The sequence below is a fragment of the Streptosporangium roseum DSM 43021 genome (assembly GCF_000024865.1).
GTDB lineage: Bacteria > Actinomycetota > Actinomycetes > Streptosporangiales > Streptosporangiaceae > Streptosporangium > Streptosporangium roseum.
In genome coordinates this window covers 2,376,371-2,394,156 of record NC_013595.1, presented here as the reverse complement: position 1 = coordinate 2,394,156, position 17,786 = coordinate 2,376,371, and the positions used below count along the sequence as shown (strand labels likewise).

The following is a 17,786-nucleotide window of genomic DNA, read 5'->3' as shown; positions in this document are numbered from 1 at the left end:
GGCCCCTCCCCGTCGTGCTCATGACCGGAGATGCCTCCCGCCGGTCCCGGCCGGATCTCAGAGGACGCGGGAGCCGTACATCTCGCCCAGCGGGTCGGCGAGCAGTTCCAGGCGGGCTCCGTCGGGATCCCTGAAGTAGATCGACGCGCCGCTCTCGATCCGGTGCGGCACGCCCGCGGCCTCCAGCTTGCCCCGCAGCCGCTCCCAGGTCGACGGGTCCACGGAGACGGCGATGTGGTGGAGCCCGCCGAGGACCTCCTTGTAGGGACCGAGGTCCAGGCCGGGGAAGTCGAAGAAGGCCAGCAGGTTGCCGTTCCCGACGTCGAAGAAGAAGTGGTTCGATCCCCGGTGGTCGCGGTTCTCGAAGATCTCCGTCAGAGGGAACTCCAGCAGGTCCTGGTAGAAGGCGATCGTCGTCTCCACGTCCGAGGAGATCAGCGCGAAGTGGTGCAGGCCCCTCGCGCTGCTCGGCGGGCGGTGCTCCCGCAGGTGCTCCGCCCTGATCCGCTCGCGTACCGTCTCCACTGCCGGATGGTCGATGCTCATCGCTGGCTCACCGCTCAATGCGTCGGGTGTTCGTCTGATCTCTATCTCCCCGACAGGACGCGATGAACCTTCCCCAGCCGTCACGCCATGGTGGCGAGGGTCTCCGCCACCATCTCCATGGACGTGCCGGAGTGCGGGAACGCGTACCTGGCGACGGTCCCGTCCTCCCCGCCGGTCGGTGTCAGGCGTAGTCGGCGGGGTTCCACTCGTCGCCCTCGGAGCGCGGAACGTCGAGGCGAGAGGCATCCCGGGTGCATACGGCGCGGAACGTCGAGGCGAGAGGCATCCCGGGTACGTACGGCGCGGGCCAGGCGGGGGCACGGCAGAGCAGGGCCGCGCAGCCGGAGGGCGCGAACAGCCACTCGTGCGGGTCGACGCGGAGGAGCAGCCCGCGGTGCCCGTCACGCCGGCGGATTCTGTCGGTGGGGCAATGCACTATGGAGCCGTGACCGGATCAGCGCTCGACCACTTCACCCCTGTGACCAGGGACTGGTTCACCGGAGCCTTTGCCTCGCCCACCGCCGCCCAGGAGGGCGCGTGGGCGTCGATCGCCCGGGGGGACAACACCCTCGTGGTCGCGCCGACCGGCTCCGGCAAGACGCTGGCCGCGTTCCTGTGGTCGCTCGACCGGCTGGCCGCCGAGCGCGCGGCCGCGACGGGCGGGCCCGCCGAGGACGCCGCGGGCGGGCGGAGGCGCTCACGCGAGGACGACGCGCCCGCCGGGCAGTGCCGGGTGCTCTACGTGTCGCCGCTCAAGGCCCTGGCGGTGGACGTCGAGCGCAACCTCCGGGCGCCGCTGGCCGGAATGCGGCAGACCGCGCGGCGGCTCGGGCTCGCGGTGCCGGAGATCTCGGTGGCGATCCGGTCCGGTGACACCTCGCCGCAGGAGCGGCGCCGGTTCGCGGCCAGGCCGTCGGACATCCTCATCACGACCCCAGAGTCACTGTTCCTGCTGCTGACCAGCCAGGCCCGCGAGGCGCTGCGGGGCGTGGAGACGGTCATCGTCGACGAGGTGCACGCCGTGGCGGCCACCAAGCGCGGCGCGCACCTGGCCCTCAGCCTGGAGCGGCTCGACGCCCTGCTCCCCCAGCCCGCGCAGCGGATCGGCCTGTCGGCGACGGTGCGGCCGGTGAACGAGGTGGCCGCCTTCCTCGGCGGCCCCCGCCCGGCGGCGGTGATCCAGCCGCCCTCGGAGAAGACGATCGAGGTCAAGGTGGTCGTCCCGATCGAGGACATGACGGAGCTCGACAGCGCTCCGCGCCCCTCCCGGCCCGATGACGACGACCAGTGGCTGCTGGAGCCCCCGGCCCGGCGGTCCATCTGGCCGCATGTGGAGGAGCGGCTGTTCGACCTGATCGAGGAGCACAGCTCGACGATCGTGTTCGCCAACTCCCGGCGGCTGGCCGAGCGGCTGTGCACCCGTCTCAACGAGCTGGCGTGGGAGCGCAGGGCCGGAGAGGCGGAGCCGCCGGAGCCTTCGGAGCCGGCGCACTGGGCCGGGGGCTTCCCCGCGCCGCCGGCGTCCCTGTCCACCCCGGCGGCGATGATGGCGCAGGCCGGGGCCGCCAAGGGGACGGTCCCGGAGATCGTGCGGGCCCACCACGGGTCGGTGTCGAAGGAGGAGCGCTCCCAGATCGAGGAGGCGCTCAAGTCCGGGAGGCTGCCGGCGGTGGTCGCGACCTCCAGCCTGGAACTCGGCATCGACATGGGCGCGGTGGACCTGGTCGCCTGCGTGGAGTCACCGCCGAGCGTGGCCAGCGGCCTGCAGCGGATCGGCCGGGCCGGCCACCAGGTGGGAGCCGTCTCACGGGGTGTGATCTTCCCCAAATACCGCGGCGACCTGGTCCAGACGGCCGTGGTGGCCGAGCGGATGAAGAGCGGCGAGATCGAGGAGCTCCGCTACCCGCGCAACCCGCTCGACGTGCTCGCCCAGCAGATCGTGGCGATGACCGCGCTGGACGAGTGGACGGTGGACGACCTGGAGACCCTCGTACGGCGTGCCGCGCCGTACCGGACGCTGCCCCGCGGCGCCCTGGAGGCGACGCTCGACATGCTCGCCGGGCGCTACCCGAGCGAGGAGTTCGCCGAGCTGCGCCCGCGCGTCGTGTGGGACCGGGTCACCGGCACCCTGCGGGGGCGGCCCGGGGCCCAGCGGCTGGCCGTGACCAACGGCGGCACGATCCCCGACCGGGGGCTGTTCGGCGTCTTCCTGGTCGGGGAGAAGGCCTCGCGGGTGGGCGAGCTGGACGAGGAGATGGTCTACGAGTCCCGGGCGGGGGACGTGTTCGTGCTGGGCGCGACCTCCTGGCGGATCGAGGACATCACGGCCGACCGGGTGCTGGTCTCCCCCGCCCCCGGGCAGCCGGGCAAGCTGCCCTTCTGGCACGGCGACAACGCGGGGCGCCCGGCGGAGCTGGGCAGGGCGATCGGCGCGTTCCTGCGCGAGATGTCCGGCGCCGGCTCCGGCGCCGGGCCGGGATCCGGCAGGAAGGGGGGCCTCGCGCGGGACGCCGCCAGGCCGGGCTCGGCGGAGCCGGGCGATCCGGCGGGGGACGGCACGCGGCCCGGCCCCGGGCGGGAGGACCCGGCCCGGGACGGCGGGAAGCCCGGCTCCGCAGGACAGGATGACCCGGCGCGGGACGGCGCCATGGAAAGGATCAGGGCGGCGGGGCTCGACGAGTTCGCCGCGGCCAACCTGCTCTCCTATCTGGCCGAGCAGCGGCAGGCGACCGGATACGTGCCGGACGACCGGACGCTGCTGGTCGAACGGTTCCACGACGAGCTGGGCGACTGGCGGGTCGTGGTGCACTCGCCGTACGGGGCGCGGGTGCACGCGCCATGGGCCCTGGCGATCGGCCGGCGGCTGCGGGAGCGCTACGGCGTCGACGTCCAGGCCGTGCACTCCGACGACGGGATCGTGCTGCGCATCCCCGACACGCTCTCCGGTCCCCCGTCGGACGTCGCGGTCTTCGACGCCGAGGAGATCGAGCAGATCGTCACCGAGGAGCTCGGCGGCTCGGCGCTGTTCGCGGCGCGCTTCCGGGAGTGCGCGGGACGGTCCCTGCTGCTGCCGCGCCGTACCCCCGGCAAGCGCACCCCGCTGTGGCAGCAGCGGCAGCGGGCCTCGCACCTGCTCAACGTGGCCGGCCGGTACGGCTCGTTCCCGGTCGTGCTGGAGACGATGCGCGAGTGCCTGCAGGACGTGTTCGACGTGCCGGGGCTGATCCGGCTCATGCGGGACATCTCGGCGCGGCGCGTGCGGCTGGTCGAGGTCGAGACCTCCCAGGCGTCGCCGTTCGCGGCGTCGCTGCTGTTCAACTACGTCGGCGCGTTCATGTACGAGGGGGACGCCCCCCTGGCCGAGCGCCGCGCCCAGGCGCTCGCGCTCGACACCAGCCTGCTGGCCGAGCTGCTGGGCCAGGCGGACCTGCGCGAGCTGCTCGACCCCGACGTGATCGCCGACACCGAGCGCGAGCTGGCCCGGCTGGACCGGCCGCTCCGCGACGCCGAGGACCTCGCCGACCTGCTCCGTTCGCACGGCCCCCTGCTCGCGGCCGACGTGAGCCTGCGCGAGGGGGATCCGGCCTGGCTGACCGGTCTGGAGAGCGCCCGGCGGGCGATCCGGGTGCGGGTGGCCGGGCAGGAGCAGTGGGCGGCCATCGAGGACGCCGCCCGGCTGCGCGACGCGCTCGGCGTACCGCTGCCGGTGGGAGTGCCGCACACCTTCCTGGAGCCGGTGGACGACCCGCTGGGCGACCTGGTCGCCAGGCACGCCCGCACGCGCACCCCGTTCCCGGCGAGTACGGCCGCCGCCAGGTTCGGGCTCGGCCCGGCCGTCGTCACCGACACGCTGCGCCGCCTGGCCGTCTCGGGCCGGGTGGTGAGCGGGGAGTTCAGGCCGGGCGGCCGGGGAGAGGAGTGGTGCGACGCCGGGGTGCTGCGGATGCTTCGCCGCAGGTCCCTGGCCCGGCTCCGCAAGGAGGTGGAGCCGGTCTCCCCCGAGACCCTCGCCGTCTTCGCCCCCGCCTGGCACGGCATCAGCGGCGCCCCGCAGAGGGGCAGGCCGCCGATCGACGCGCTGGTGAGCGCGGTCGAGCAGTTGCAGGGCGCGGCGGTGCCGGCGTCGGCGCTGGAGACGTTGGTCCTGCCCTCGCGGGTCCCCGGATACGACCCGTCGCTGCTGGACGAGCTGACCTCCTCGGGCGAGGTCCTCTGGGCCGGGCAGGGGTCCCTGCCGGGTGGGGACGGCTGGGTGGCGCTGTATTTCGCCGACACCGCCCCCCTGCTGATGCCCGATCCGGTCGAGATCACCATGACCCCGCTGCACGAGGCGGTCCTTGAGGTGCTCAGCGGTGGAGGGGCGCTGTTCTTCCGCGAGCTGGCGGGCCGTGTCGGATCCCTCATGGCCGGTCCGGTCCCGGACGACGGGATGCTGACCGCCGCGGTGTGGGACCTGGTGTGGGCCGGCCGGATCACCGGCGACACGCTCGCCCCGCTGCGGGCCACGCTCGGCACCGGCCGACCCGCCCACCGCCCGGCCACGACGCGCAGGCGGCGGCCGGTGCTGCCCACCCGGAGCGGGCCACCGACCGTGGGCGGTCGCTGGTGGCTGCTGCCCGGGGTCGCGGACGACCCGACCCAGCGGGCGCACGCCCAGGCCGAGGCACTGCTGGAGCGGCACGGCGTGGTGACGCGGGGCGCGGTCGCCGCCGAACGCCTGCCCGGCGGATTCGCCGCGGTCTACCAGGTGCTCCGCGCCTTCGAGGAGAGCGGCCGATGCCGCCGGGGCTATTTCGTCGAGGGGCTGGGCGGTGCACAGTTCGCCCTCCCCGGAGCCGTCGACCGCATGCGCGCCGCCGCCACGCCACCGCGGTCCGAGGCGCCCGGCCCCGACCCGTGGAGCTCCCGGAGGCCGGAGGGGAACGGCCGGCGCGCGGTGGTGCTGGCGGCGGCCGATCCGGCCAACCCGTACGGCGCGGCGCTGCCCTGGCCCGCCCATCCCGGAGAGATCTCCCACAAGCCGGGCCGGAAGGCGGGATCGCTGGTGGTGCTCGTGGACGGGCACCTGGTGCTCTATGTCGAGCGTGGCGGCAAGACCCTGCTGTCGTTCACCGACGACGACCGCCTCCAGCCCGCCGTGGACGCCCTGGCCCTGGCCGTGCGCGACGGCGCCCTCGGCAAGCTGACCGTGGAGCGCGCGGACGGCACCGCCATCAACGACTCCCCCCTGGGCGCCGCCCTGGAGGCCGCCGGTTTCCACCCGACCCCGAGAGGCCTGCGCCTACGGGCCTAGAGATCCCCGCCTGCCGGAGGGGAGAAGCCCGCACCGGCGGGCCCGGAGGCGGCACCGATCGCCGGGGGCCTTTACGGGTCTCCTCCTGCCAGGGCGGAGATGCCAGCCACCCATGGGCCTGACGATCCCCGCCTGCCGAAAGGAGAGCGGCCCGTGCCGACGAGCCCGGAGGCGGCACCGATCGCCGGGGGCCGCCCCTGCGGGTCTCCTCCTGCTATGGGGGAGCGACCTGTCCTGCCAGGGGGAGCGACCTGCCACCCGGGGGCATGGAGGCCTCGCCGATGGGGCGAGGGTCACAGCCGGAAGGCTGCGGTGTGGTCGGTGAGGAAGCGGGCGAGGGATCGGGGCGGGCGGCCGGTCAGGGCCTCGACCGTCTCGGTGGTGGTGGACCAGCGGCCGTCCCCGACCTGGGCCATGAGCTCGGCGAGATCATGGGCGACGGGGCCGGGGAGGCCCTGGCGCTCCAGATGGCCGGTCAGCTCCCCCACCGGGAGATCGATGTAGCGGACGGTCCGGCCGAGCGCGCCGCTGACGGCCGCGGCGATCTCGTCGTGGGTCGGCGCCTCGGGGCCGGTGAGGACGTAGGTCTGATCCGCCCCGACCGGCCGGGTGAGCAGGACCGCGGCCACGTCGGCGATGTCCCTGGCGTCGATGTAGCCCACCCGGCCCGGACCGTAGGAGCCGTAGAAACGGCCCTCACCGTCCTGGAAGGAGACCTCCGCGGGGAGGTTCTGCATGAACCCGACCGGCTGCAGGATCGACCAGGCCAGCCCCGACGCCTTGAGGTGCGCCTCGACCTCGCCGTGCATTCCGCCGCCGAGCAGCGCCCCCGGCTCCGCCCCGCGCACGGACACCTTCACCACCTGGCCCACGCCGGCCGACCGGGCGAGGTCGATCACCTCGCGGTACCGGTGGACGAAGCCGGGCCACAGCGAGCTGTTCAGGAACAGCCGGTCGCCGGGAGAGAGCGCCGTCCCGATGGTCTCGGGCCGGTCGAAGTCACCGACGACGTAGTCGCAGCCGAGCGACTCGCCCTGTTCGGGCCGCCGGACCACCGCCACGACGGCCGTTCCCGCCGCGCGCAGCCGGTCGATCAGCGCCCGGCCGATCGTTCCGGTCGCGCCAGTCACCACGATCATGATGCCCCCTAAGTGGACGATCGAATTCCGCTTTCACGGAAGCTACACTAAGCGGAATTCGATCGTCCACTTCGGAGCGGGGCTCCAATGCCGGAACAACCACTGCGCGCGGACGCCAGGCGCAACTTCGATAAGATCATTAAGGCGGCCTGCGCCGTCGTGGCCGAGCGCGGGATCGGTGCGCCGATGGAGCTCATCGCCCGCCGCGCCGGGGTCGGCGTCGGCACGCTCTACCGCCGGTTCCCCGACCGCGGCGCGCTGATCACCGCCATCGGCGACCACTACATCCACGAGCTGGTCGACGCCGCGCGAAGGGCTGCCGAGACAGGGCCCGACGCCTGGACCGCACTGCGCTCGCTCGTCATCTGGTGCGCCGATCCGGGCCGTGGCGCCCTCGCCACCGCGCTCGCCGACCTGGACACCGAGACGTTCCTGTCCACGCCGGAGTTCGCGAGGTCCCGCGAGGAGTGGATCGAACTGCTCGACGGCCTCGTGCGCGACGCCCAGGCCGCGGGGGCGATGCGCACGGATGCCGGTACGAGTGACATCGTGATGCTGCTCAACGTCTTCACCTGCCACCCCGCCGAACTGCCCGCACATGTGGGCGCCCAGCCCGCCAGATTCCTGCACCTGATGCTCGACGGCCTGCGGGCCGGCGGGACCACCGAGCTGCCGGGCGAGCCCGCACCCCTGTGACATGCATACCCACCGGCTCCCGCCCCCGGTCTCGGTCGCGTCCACGGTCGTGGTGAATGAGCAGCCGGGGTTGGTGCCGATCGCCATTGAAAAGCTCTGCGCCGCAGAGGGGACAAGCGCGGCGAGGGCGAGTGCGGAGCTGGGGGCCGCTCATCGGCAACGGGCCAGCTGCGAGCGACCCAGGTCCGCGAGCAGCCGGAGGCCGCTCATCGGCGACGGGCCAGCTGCGGGCGACCCAGGTCCGCGGGCAGCCGGGGGCCATTCATCAGTGACAGGCCAATTCTGGGCGGCCCAGGTCCGCGGGCAGGGTGACGGGGAGGGCAAGCCCAGGGGCAAAGCGGGATGTAACGGGCGCCGGGCGACCTTGGCGGAGGTCATGATCGGAGATTTTCCATGATCTGTTGGGATTGGCGGTCCATGGCGCGGCCAATCCCAACAGATCATGGAAAACGGTGGCGGCATGCCCTGCGAGAGGGGCAGGGGGAGCGGTGAGCGGCTTTTGTCCATCCGAGGGTGGTCAAGGGAAGGCTTTTGTTCACCCAGGGATGGTCGGGGAGGCGGTTGTGGCGGCCCGCCCTGTGAGAGGGGGACAGGGGGCGGTAAGCGGCTTTTGTCCATCCAGGGGTGGTCAGGGAAGGCTTTTGTTCACCCAGGGGTGGTCGAGGAGGCGGTTACGGTGGCCCGCGTCCACACCGGCCAGGGCTGTAGCCCGCGCAGCGGGAATCGCCCCGTGCGACCCCGTGCGACGCCGCGCCGATGAACGGCCCCCGGCCCCTCCCCCGCCCTCGCCGCGCCTTTCACCCCGTACGGCGGCCCGCCTTCTCCGATGACCGGCCACCGCGCAGGAAGAGATGAGAGGTGTCATACACCACGTCCCTGGACATGACCCGGCACCCGCCGTCGAGACCGGCTCCCGGTGTGGGCCGTGCCTTCGGCAGGGACGAGGGTTTCCGGCGGGGACGGGGTGTTGCCGTGGAGACGGAGTGTTGCGGCGGGGGCGGGAGCTCCCGGCGGGGACGGGGCGGCGGCGCTCCCGGCGGCCGGGGCGGGGGCTCCCGGCGGCCGGGGCGGGGACGGGACGAGACGTCGCTCCCGGCGGTCGGGGCGGGGGCTCCCGGGGGTGGAGTGTTGCGGCGGGGGCGGGAGCTCCCGGCGGCGGCAACGGGGCGGCGTCGCTCCCGGTGGGAACGGGGCGGCGTCGCTCCCGGCGGGGACGGGGCGGCGTTGCTCCTGCCCCTACCGGGAGCCCTCGGCGGGCTCATGTCCGCAGGGCGGGCACCTCCGCGACCGGCTCGTGCCGCTCCTGTCCATGGCGCCTCTGCAGGGTCTGGAACCCGACCAGGTCGTCGGGGAGCGCGTCCGGCACGTCCACGTCGAACCGGGACAGGGTCCGGGTGCGCATCGCGACCAGCGCGGTGACGGCGATGGCGATGGCGAACAGCACGTACATCAGGCCCACGCCCCGGCCCTCACCGGTGCCGAGCACCAGGCCGACCGTGTCGGCCAGCGGGCCGCCGGGCAGCAGCAGCGGCTCGAACGCCGCGCTGCCGTACGGCGCGACCAGGCCGAAGCCGATCGGCAGGGTGGACCAGGCGATCAGCGTGTTGAGCGCGATGACCCGGCCGTGGAAGCGCTGCGGCACCTTGACCTGGATGATCGTGGCGTAGACGCCGTTGAGCATGGTCAGCCAGAACGACATGCCGAACGCGCCGATCGCGATCACGAGCAGGTTCTGCTGGAGGCCGGTGATCAGGCAGAAGACGGCGAGGACCACCGTGGAGAGCATGACGCCGCGCAGCCGCTGCCGCCGCGGGCCGCCCCAGACGGTCATGGTCAGACCGCCGAGGAAGACGCCGAGTCCTCCGGCGAAGGAGATCCGGCCGACGTCCTGGAGCGTGGCGAAGCCCAGGACGAGCGGTGAGATGAGCAGGAACAGCGGGGACAGGAAGATGTTCAGCACCGCGAAGAAGAAGAGCATGCCGCGGAAGCCCCGGTTGCCCCAGGAGAACCTCCACCCCTCCACCATCTCGGAGACCAGGGACTCCCTGCGCTTCCAGGCCATCGTCTTCGGGAAGCGGACGAACAGCAGCACCGCGATCGCGAAGACGTAGGAGACGACGTCCAGGACGAGGATGCCCTCAAGGCCGATCACGGCCATCAGGCCGACCGCGACCAGCGGGACGACGAGCTGGGCGGTGCCGGTCACCATCTGGACGACGCCGTTGGCGTGGCCGAGGAAGCGCTTGGGGACCAGCTGGGGGACGGCCGAGTTGTAGGCGAGGCGCTGGAAGGTCAGCGCGACCGACAGCAGCACCAGGAGCGGATAGATGTGCCAGACCTGGAGGTTTCCGGTCCACAGCAGGATCCCGAGGGCGAGCTGGGTGCCGAACGCGCCGATGTCCCCGGCGAGCATCACCCTGCGCCGGTCGTAGCGGTCGACGAGGGCTCCCGCGAGAGGGGACACCAGCATGCCGGGGACGAGGGCGAGGACCGAGAACAGGGCGAACCTGGCGAGCGACCCGGTGGTGACGTAGATCCACAGCGGGACCGCGAACTCGGTCAGCGACGATCCGATGATCGAGATGAGCTGTCCCGCCGCCACCGTGGCGAACCGCTTCATGCTGGGCTTCGGCTCCTGCCGCGTCCCGTACGGGGTGGACGCCCCGTGCCCGGCTACGCGGGGAGCGGGTATGTCCTCCCATCCGACACCCGGGCTGGAACCGTCCGACACGACCTCGCCCGAGCCGGAGCCGGGCCGTTCGGGGGCGTGCTGGTCGGAGATCCCCTCAAGCCACCAGGTGGATCTGCCGGTACGGCCCAGCGCGGCGGTCTCGCCGGAGGCGATGGCCCGGTGGGTGCCGGTGACGATGGCCGACAGCTCCTCGGCCCGGTACTTCAGGAAGAAGTGCCCGGCCTCGTCCAGGACGACCACGGCGGTGGAGTCGGTGAGGAGGTGCCACTCGCGGTAGCGCTCCTGGTAGAACTCGGTGGCCGGGTCACGCTCGCCGGCCACGGAGATGATCGGCGCCCTGAGCGGTTCGACGCCTTCCTCGAACAGGCGGGTGAAGTAGCGCTCCGCCTCCTTGGTCCCCTGGCGGCGGTTGTCGATCATCAACTTGAGCTGGTCCCGGTCGAGGTCCTCGACGTCGAGGCCGGCGGCCTGGAGGGCGTTGGCCCAGACCTGGTCGCTGCGGAGGCGGTCGGTCAGGTTCGACAGCCAGGCCAGCGTCGAGGCGGGCCGGGCGAAGGGGAAGATTCCGCCGAGATAGATGGCCTCGACCGGCCGTCCCGCCGCCTCCAGGCGCCGGGCGATCTCCACGGTCAGCATGACGCCGAGCCCGCAGTGGCCGTACAGCGCCAGCGGCCCCCGGATCCCCTTGAGGATCTCCTCCACGCAGCCCTGCGCGACCTCGGCCACCGGCCGGGTCTCCTCGATCAGCCCCATCTCCTGGCCGGGGACGGCGACCGCGTGCAACGCCCAGCCCGCGGGCATCGCGTCGGCCAGCGGCTGGTAGATGGCCGCGCTGCCGCCGCCGTACGGCACGCAGACCAGGGTGGAGGTGGCGGTGCGGACCGGGGTGAGCCGGTGCAGGAGCATGCGCGGGCCGTCGTCACCGGCCTCGACGAGCTGCGCGAGCTCGCGGACGGTCCGGTGCTTGAACAGGTCCAGGATGCTTACCTGGCGCCCGCCTGCGGGAAGGGCTTTCCGCAGGCGGGCGACCACCTGTGCGGCGAGCAGCGAATGTCCGCCCAGGTCGAAGAAGTCGTCCAGCACGCCGACCTGGACCAGCCCGAGCACCTGGGCCCATACCCCCGCGATCGCCTCTTCGACGGGCGTCTGCGGCGGGACGAACCCGGCCTCCTGGTCCGGCCGCTCCTCGTCGGGCTCGGGCAGCCTCGCCCGGTCGACCTTGCCGTGCGACTTCAGCGGCAGCTCGTCCAGCCAGACGAACCGCGCGGGGATCATGTATTCGGGGAGCCGCTCGCCGAGCGCCGCGCGCAGCTCGCTCACGCTGGTCCGCTCTCCGACGAGGTAGCCGATCAACCGGTCCTGGCGCAGCTCGACGACGGCGTGCGCGACGCCGGGCTGGTCGGTGAGGACCGACTCGATCTCCGACAGCTCCACCCGGTAGCCCCGGACCTTCACCTGGAGGTCACGGCGGCCGAGGAAGCACAGGTCGCCCGAGGGCAGCCAGCGGCCGAGGTCGCCGGTCCGGTACATGCGCGCGCCGGGCTCGCCGTACGGGTCGGGCAGGAACCTGTCCGCCGTCAGGCCGGGCTGCCCGAGGTATCCCCTGGCGAGCCGGTCGCCGCCGAGGTAGATCTCGCCGGTCATGCCGGGCGGGACGAGCCGCAGATGCTCGTCCAGCACGTAGACCCGGGCGCCGGGGAGCGGCCTGCCGATCGGGAGGTTCAGCGACCGCTCGGCCTCGCCGGTGACGGCGTGGGTGGAGATGCCGACCGTGGCCTCGGTGGGGCCGTAGTGGTTGACCACGGTGGTGTGCGCGCTCAGCTCCCGCGCCCAGCTCCACTTGGACGCCTCGCCGCCGAGGACGAGCAGCTTGCGCGGGAGCAGGTCGGCCGGGTCGGCGATGTCGGGGTCGGCGAGCAGCGAGGCCAGATGGGACGGGGTCATCTTCAGGTAGTCGGTACGGCCGAGCTGCCCGGCGAGTTCCTCCACCGGCGACTGCGGGTCGACCAGGTGAAGCTCGCCGCCGGTCATGAGCGACAGGTAGAAGATCGTCACCCCGAAGTCGAACGAGAGCGACTGCAGCAGCGTGTAGACCGCCGCGGGCTCGACCTCGAACCGCTCCCTGACCCCGGCCAGGTAGGTGAGCACCTGCCGGTGCTGCACCCCGACGCCCTTGGGCCGGCCGGTCGTCCCCGACGTGTAGATCACGTACGCGAGGTGGTCGGCCGTGACCGGAGGCGCCTCGAACGCGGTCTCCCGCAGGGCCTCCTCGTCCAGGCAGACGGCCGGCGGCCCCGGGACCAGGTCGCGGAGGGCGGAGGTGGTGACGACGACGACGGCTCCGGCGTCGCCGAGCATGTGGGCCAGCCGGTCGCGGGGCTGCTTGGGGTCGAGGGGGACGTAGGAGCCGCCCGCCTTCAGGACGCCGATGACGGCCGCCGCGAGGTCGGTGGACTGCTCCAGGAACACGCCGACCCGGGTGTCGGGGCCGACGCCGTAGCGGTTCCTCAGCAGGGCGGCGATCCGGGTGGAGCGGTCGTCGAGCTCGGCGTAGGTCAGGGAGTCGCCGCAGACCACGGCCGTGGCGCCGGGGGTCAGCGCGGCCTGCGCGGTGACGAGGTCGTGGAGCAGGTCGTGGCCGGCGGGTGCCGGGGCGGCGCTGGAGCCGAAGCCGAGGACCAGGTCCCGCTCGTCCTCGGAGAGCAGGGAGAGCTCTCCGACCCGCGTACGCGGCGACGCCACGATGGACCGCAGCAGTGCCTCGAACCGGGACGCCAGCAGCTCCACGGTCTCCGGATCGAACAGCGCCGTGCTGTAGGTGAAGTTCCCGACCAGCCCGTCAGGGTTCTCGAACAGGTAGAGGCCCAGGTCGAAACGGGTGGTCCTGGCCGGCAGGGTGACGTACGAGACCCGCCCGTCCTCCTCGCCGGCCTTGAAGTTCTGCAGCGCGAACGTCACCTGGACGAGCGGCGACCGGCTCACGTCGCGGACCACGTTCAGCTCGTTGACGAGCTGGTCGAACGGGAGTTCCTGGTGCGCGAAGGCGTCCAGCGCGGTCTCGCGGGTGCGGGCCAGGAACGTGCTGAACGACGGATCGTCGGCCAGGTCCGCGCGGAGCACCAGCGTGTTGACGAACATGCCGACGACGCCGTCCAGCTCCGGCAGGCCGCGGCCCGCGACCGGGGAGCCGACCGCGAAGTCCGCCTGTCCCGAGTAGCGGGCCAGCAGCACCTGGAAGGCCGCCAGCAGCGTCATGTACGGCGTCGCCCCGGCGGCCTTGCCCAGGTCGGTGAGCCGCCGGGTGAGGTCGGCGTCCAGCCGGAAGTCGAGGGCGGCTCCCTCGTACCCCTGCTCGGCCGGGCGCGGCCGGTCGGTGGGCAGCTCGATGGCGGGCAGGCCGGCGAGCTTCTCCCGCCAGTGGTCGATCTCGCCGCGGTGCTCGCGCCCGCGCTGCCAGAGGGCGTAGTCGCCGTAGCCGACCGGGGCGGGCGGCGGGGTCGCGCCGTCGTGCAGGGCGAGCAGCTCACGGATGATCACGTCGCTGGACCAGCCGTCGATGACGGTGTGGTGCGCGGCGATCAGCAGCACGTGGTCGTCGGGCGCGAGCCGTACCAGGACGGTCCGGAAGAGCGGGCCGTGCTCCAGGTCGAAGGGGGTGGCGAGCTCGGCGTCGAGCAGTTCGACCGCCGCCTCCAGGTCCGCCGCCTCGGTGACGCGCAGCTCGGCCGGGCGGGGCCCGTCGACCACGAGTTCGGGGGTGCCGTCCTCGGTGGTGAGGAAGCGCATCCGCAGGGCCTCGTGGCGCGCGACGATCTCGTCCAGGGCCCGGCGCAGCGCGGTGGCGTCCAGGTCCCCGCGCAGGCGCGCCGCGACGGGGACGGTGTAGGTGGTGGTGCCGGGGCGGTACTGCTCCAGGAACCACAGGCGTTCCTGGGCGTGGGACAGGGGCGGGGTGGTTCCCGGGGCCCGGGCCGTGATGGTCCGGGACTCCTCCCGGCGCCGGAGCCGCTGGGCGAGCAGCGCCCGCTTGGCGTCCGACAGCGTCGTCTCGGTCAATGCAGCTCCATCCGGAGGGCGGCGAGGAACAGCGCGGCGTCCCGGCCGTTGATCAGTCGGTGGTCGTAGGCGAGGCCGATGTTCGCGACGGTTCTCGTCGTCACGGCGCCGTCCTCGCCGAGGACGACCTCGGGCTGCGGCGAGGTGATCGCGAGCGCGCAGACCGTGCCGGGGAAGACGAAGGGGATCGCGAGGATCACGTCGGCGTCGGTGTGCAGGGTGACGGCGATGTTGGCGCCGGTGAGGTCCCTCTCCCGGAAGTCGCCCTCGGTGGCCGCCAGCCGGTAGCGCATGAGCGTGTCGGCGATCTCCCGGAGCGATCCGGTGTCGTGGACGACCGGCACGTAGAGGCCCTGGCCCATGTCGAAGGTGACGCCGATCCGGGGCGCCTCCGCCGGCCGGGCCCGGTCCCCGTCGATCGAGGCGAAGAACAGCGGGAACGCCGGATGCAGCGCGGCCACGGCCTGGACGAACAGCTCCGCCAGCCCGACCGGCCTGCGGACCTCCCTGCTCAGCCCCCTGGTCCGCTCCAGCAGCGGCCCCACGTCGAACTTCACCACCGTGTAGGCGGCGGGGATGGTCCCGTGCGAGGTCGTGACCGCTCTGGCCACGGCCCGCTGCACCCTGGAGAGCGGATGCGTGCCCGCCGTACCGTCGGAACCCTCCGCTCCGGCCCGCTCCCCCGCCTGCGGGGCGGGACCGCCGGCGGCTCGGACCTGTCCGGGATCCCCGCCGTCGGCTCCGGCGTGCCCGCCGGTGGCCGGCGGCGCGCCGGCGCTCCCGGCCAGGCGTTCCACGTCGACGCGGCGGATGACGGGCAGGCCCAGGGCCGTGACCTGGGCGACGGTGACCCCGAGTGCGTCCATCAGGGCGCGGGCGGGGTCGGTGATGACCGGGGCGCCGGTCGCGGGGACGTCCGCGGGAGCGGGCGTCGTGTCCGAGGCCGCGGCGGAAGCGGGAACCGCCCCGGCGGCGGCCTGCGCGTCGGTGGACGCCTCCGGGACGGCCTCCGGGACGGCCTCGGGGGTGATCCGGGCGAGGACGGCGCCGGGGGCGATCCAGGTGTTGAGCCCGGCCACGTGGTGGAGGTGGCCGGGCTCGGCGGCCTCCAGCTCGTCGGCCGCCTTGGAGGTCTCCAGGACGGCGACGGGGTCTCCTGCCTGGACGGGCTTGCCGTCTTCGACGAGCCACTCCACGACCAGGTACTCGGTGTCGTTGTTGTTGAGCTTGGGGACGCGGATGTCAGCCACGCAGGGCCTCTCGTACGGCGTGGTGGATCGTGGACTCCCCCACCAGGACCTCGTTCTCGAGGTGGGCGGCGGTGGGGATCACGCTGGCCCGGGAGTGGACGAGGCGGACGGGGCCGCGCAGGCGGCCCCAGAGGCGGGCGTGCAGGAGGTGGGCGACCTCGCTGCCCCAGGTGCCGCCGGCCGTGCTCTCCTCGGCGACCAGGACGACCTCCCCCAGGAACGGCAGCAGCGTGTCGACGTCCAGCGGGTAGAGCCGGGACGGGACCAGCAGCCGGCAGGAGATCTCCTGCTCCACCAGCAGGGACCGCATCGCGGCCAGCGCCCGGTGCGCCATCCCGCCCGGCGCGATGATCACGCAGTCGGGCCGGGCGTCCGGGCCGCGCAGGTCGACCACGGCCAGCTCGCCCTCACGGCGCACCGTGAAAAGCGGGTCGACCTGGTCCATCTGCCGGGTGTAGAGGACCTTGTCCTCGAAGAACACGCACGGCTCGCCCCGCTCCAGCATCGCGGCGAGCACGGCGCGGTTGTCGTGGAAAGGGGACATCTCATACAGCGACAGCCCCGGCATGCCGACGAAGTGCTTCTGCAGGCTCTGGCTGTGCGTGGGGCCGTAACCCCGGCCGCCGCCGGTCGGGCAGCGCACCACCATCCGCAGCGGCAGCCGCCTGCCGTACATGGAGACCGACTTGCTCGCGAAGTTGCAGAGCTGGTCGAAGGCGAGCGCCACGAAGTCGCCGAACATGATCTCGGCCACCGCCGTGTTGCCGGTCAGCGCCAGCCCCGCCGCGACGCCGGTCAGGGCGCCCTCGCTGATCGGGGTGCCGATCACCCTGCCGGGGAAGCGGGTCGACAGGCCCTTGGTGACCTTGAAGGCGCCGCCGTACGGGTCGAGGATGTCCTCGCCGATCATGTAGGCGGTGGGATCGTCGTCCAGCAGCCCGTGCAGGGCGGCGTTCAGGTTCTCGGCTACGCGCACGATCCCTCCCATCGGGAGGGCGGGCGGGCGGCGACCTCGTCGGCGATCGCCTGGATCTCCGCCCTGACCTGCCCGTCGAACCGCTGGAACTGGTCGGGGTGATCGCGGGCGTAGCGGTCGTACCAGTCGTTGTCCCTGGCGGCCTGTACGGCGCCGGCCGGACGGATGTCGTCGCCCTTGCTGTGCGGGCCGAGCCGGTGGGTCACGAACTCCACCACCAGCGGCCGGGCCCGGCGCACCCCCGCGACCAGGGGGGTGAGCGCGGCCCGGATCTCGTTGACGTCGGTGGAGACGACCAGGTGGTGCCGGATGCCGAACGCCGCCGCACGGCTCCCGACGGTACCCGCCATCTGCGACGCGGTCGGGGTGGACTGGGCGATGCCGTTGTTCTCCACCACCACCAGCAGCGGGAGCTCCCAGAGCGCGGCGAGGTTCAGCGCCTCGTAGACCGCCCCCTCGCCCCACGTGCCGTCGCCGATGTAGACGCACGCCAGCGTGCCGGGCTCGGTCCGCTTGAGGTGGAGCGCGACCCCGGCGGCCACGGGCAGGCTCTCCCCCTGCACGCCGGTGGACATGTAGCGGTCGCGGTGGATGTGCTGGCTGCCGCCGACGCCTCCGCAGACCGCGCCCTCCCTGCCCATGATCTCGGCGAGCAGGCCGTGCGGGTCCCGGAACGTGGACAGGTAGTGGCCGTGGCCCCGGTGGTTGCTGAAGACGTGGTCGGCCGGGCCGAGCAGCGGGCGCAGTGCCACCGGGACGTACTCCTGGCCGAGGCAGGTGTGCGTGGTGCCGTTGAGCTCTCCCCTGCCGTACAGCTCCAGGAGTTTCAGCTCGAAGTGCCGCACCTGCAGCAGCAGCTCCAGGTCGTCGTCGCCGAGGCGGGACAGGCGGAGCCGGTCGAGGGTCTCAGTCATCGCCGAGTGACTCCACGATCCCGGCGATGGTCGGGTTGTCGAAGAAGGCGTCCAGCGAGACCTCGATGTCCAGGCGCTTGCGCATGCGGGCGATGATCTGGGTGATGGTCAGGGAGTGGCCGCCCAGGTCGAAGATGTCGTCGTGGTCGTCGATCGGCGAGATGCCCAGGACTTCCTCCCAGATCTCGCGTACCTGCTCGGTGAGGGTGGTGACGGAACCCATC

10 protein-coding genes are annotated in these 17,786 nt (G+C 73.0%); 2 read left to right on the top strand and 8 right to left on the bottom strand.

Annotated features, from left to right (window positions below; all coding sequences use genetic code 11):
* Nucleotides 1-57 precede the first annotated feature (57 nt).
* A complete protein-coding gene (locus SROS_RS10705) occupies nt 58-546 on the bottom strand; it encodes a VOC family protein (RefSeq protein WP_012888940.1) in 489 nt (162 codons plus the stop codon).
* 181 nt (nt 547-727) lie between these two features.
* Nucleotides 728-982, bottom strand: coding sequence for a hypothetical protein (locus tag SROS_RS10700; RefSeq protein WP_043651759.1), 255 nt, complete (start codon nt 980-982; stop codon nt 728-730).
* Here SROS_RS10700 and SROS_RS10695 point away from each other — a divergent pair.
* Nucleotides 977-5,839, top strand: a complete 4,863-nt coding sequence (locus tag SROS_RS10695) for an ATP-dependent helicase (protein ID WP_012888939.1) — start codon at nt 977-979, stop codon at nt 5,837-5,839. The two genes, SROS_RS10700 and SROS_RS10695, sit on opposite strands and share 6 nt — an antisense overlap.
* A gap of 293 nt (nt 5,840-6,132) precedes the next feature.
* Here SROS_RS10695 and SROS_RS10690 read toward each other — a convergent pair whose 3' ends face one another.
* Nucleotides 6,133-6,978: an NAD(P)H-binding protein gene (locus tag SROS_RS10690; protein ID WP_012888938.1), complete on the bottom strand. Its 846-nt coding sequence runs from the start codon at nt 6,976-6,978 to the stop codon at nt 6,133-6,135.
* Nucleotides 6,979-7,065: 87 nt separating this feature from the next.
* Between SROS_RS10690 and SROS_RS10685 the strand changes: the two genes are divergently transcribed.
* Nucleotides 7,066-7,674: a TetR/AcrR family transcriptional regulator gene (locus SROS_RS10685; RefSeq protein WP_012888937.1), complete on the top strand. Its 609-nt coding sequence runs from the start codon at nt 7,066-7,068 to the stop codon at nt 7,672-7,674.
* 1,258 nt (nt 7,675-8,932) lie between these two features.
* Here SROS_RS10685 and SROS_RS10680 read toward each other — a convergent pair.
* The 5 genes from SROS_RS10680 to SROS_RS10660 are packed head-to-tail and all read right to left on the bottom strand — an operon-like array spanning nt 8,933 to nt 17,785.
* Complete coding sequence (locus SROS_RS10680) at nt 8,933-14,422, bottom strand: non-ribosomal peptide synthetase/MFS transporter (protein ID WP_012888936.1); 5,490 nt, start codon at nt 14,420-14,422, stop codon at nt 8,933-8,935.
* Nucleotides 14,419-15,672, bottom strand: coding sequence for a 2-oxo acid dehydrogenase subunit E2 (locus SROS_RS10675; protein ID WP_012888935.1), 1,254 nt, complete (start codon nt 15,670-15,672; stop codon nt 14,419-14,421). The genes SROS_RS10680 and SROS_RS10675 overlap by 4 nt, the downstream gene beginning before the upstream one ends.
* Nucleotides 15,665-16,648: an alpha-ketoacid dehydrogenase subunit beta gene (locus SROS_RS10670; protein WP_012888934.1), complete on the bottom strand. Its 984-nt coding sequence runs from the start codon at nt 16,646-16,648 to the stop codon at nt 15,665-15,667. Before SROS_RS10670 ends, SROS_RS10675 begins: the two co-directional genes overlap by 8 nt.
* Nucleotides 16,639-17,562: a thiamine pyrophosphate-dependent dehydrogenase E1 component subunit alpha gene (locus SROS_RS10665; protein WP_012888933.1), complete on the bottom strand. Its 924-nt coding sequence runs from the start codon at nt 17,560-17,562 to the stop codon at nt 16,639-16,641. The genes SROS_RS10670 and SROS_RS10665 overlap by 10 nt, the downstream gene beginning before the upstream one ends.
* Nucleotides 17,555-17,785, bottom strand: a complete 231-nt coding sequence (locus SROS_RS10660; protein WP_012888932.1) for a phosphopantetheine-binding protein — start codon at nt 17,783-17,785, stop codon at nt 17,555-17,557. Before SROS_RS10660 ends, SROS_RS10665 begins: the two co-directional genes overlap by 8 nt.
* Nucleotide 17,786: the final 1 nt, after the last annotated feature.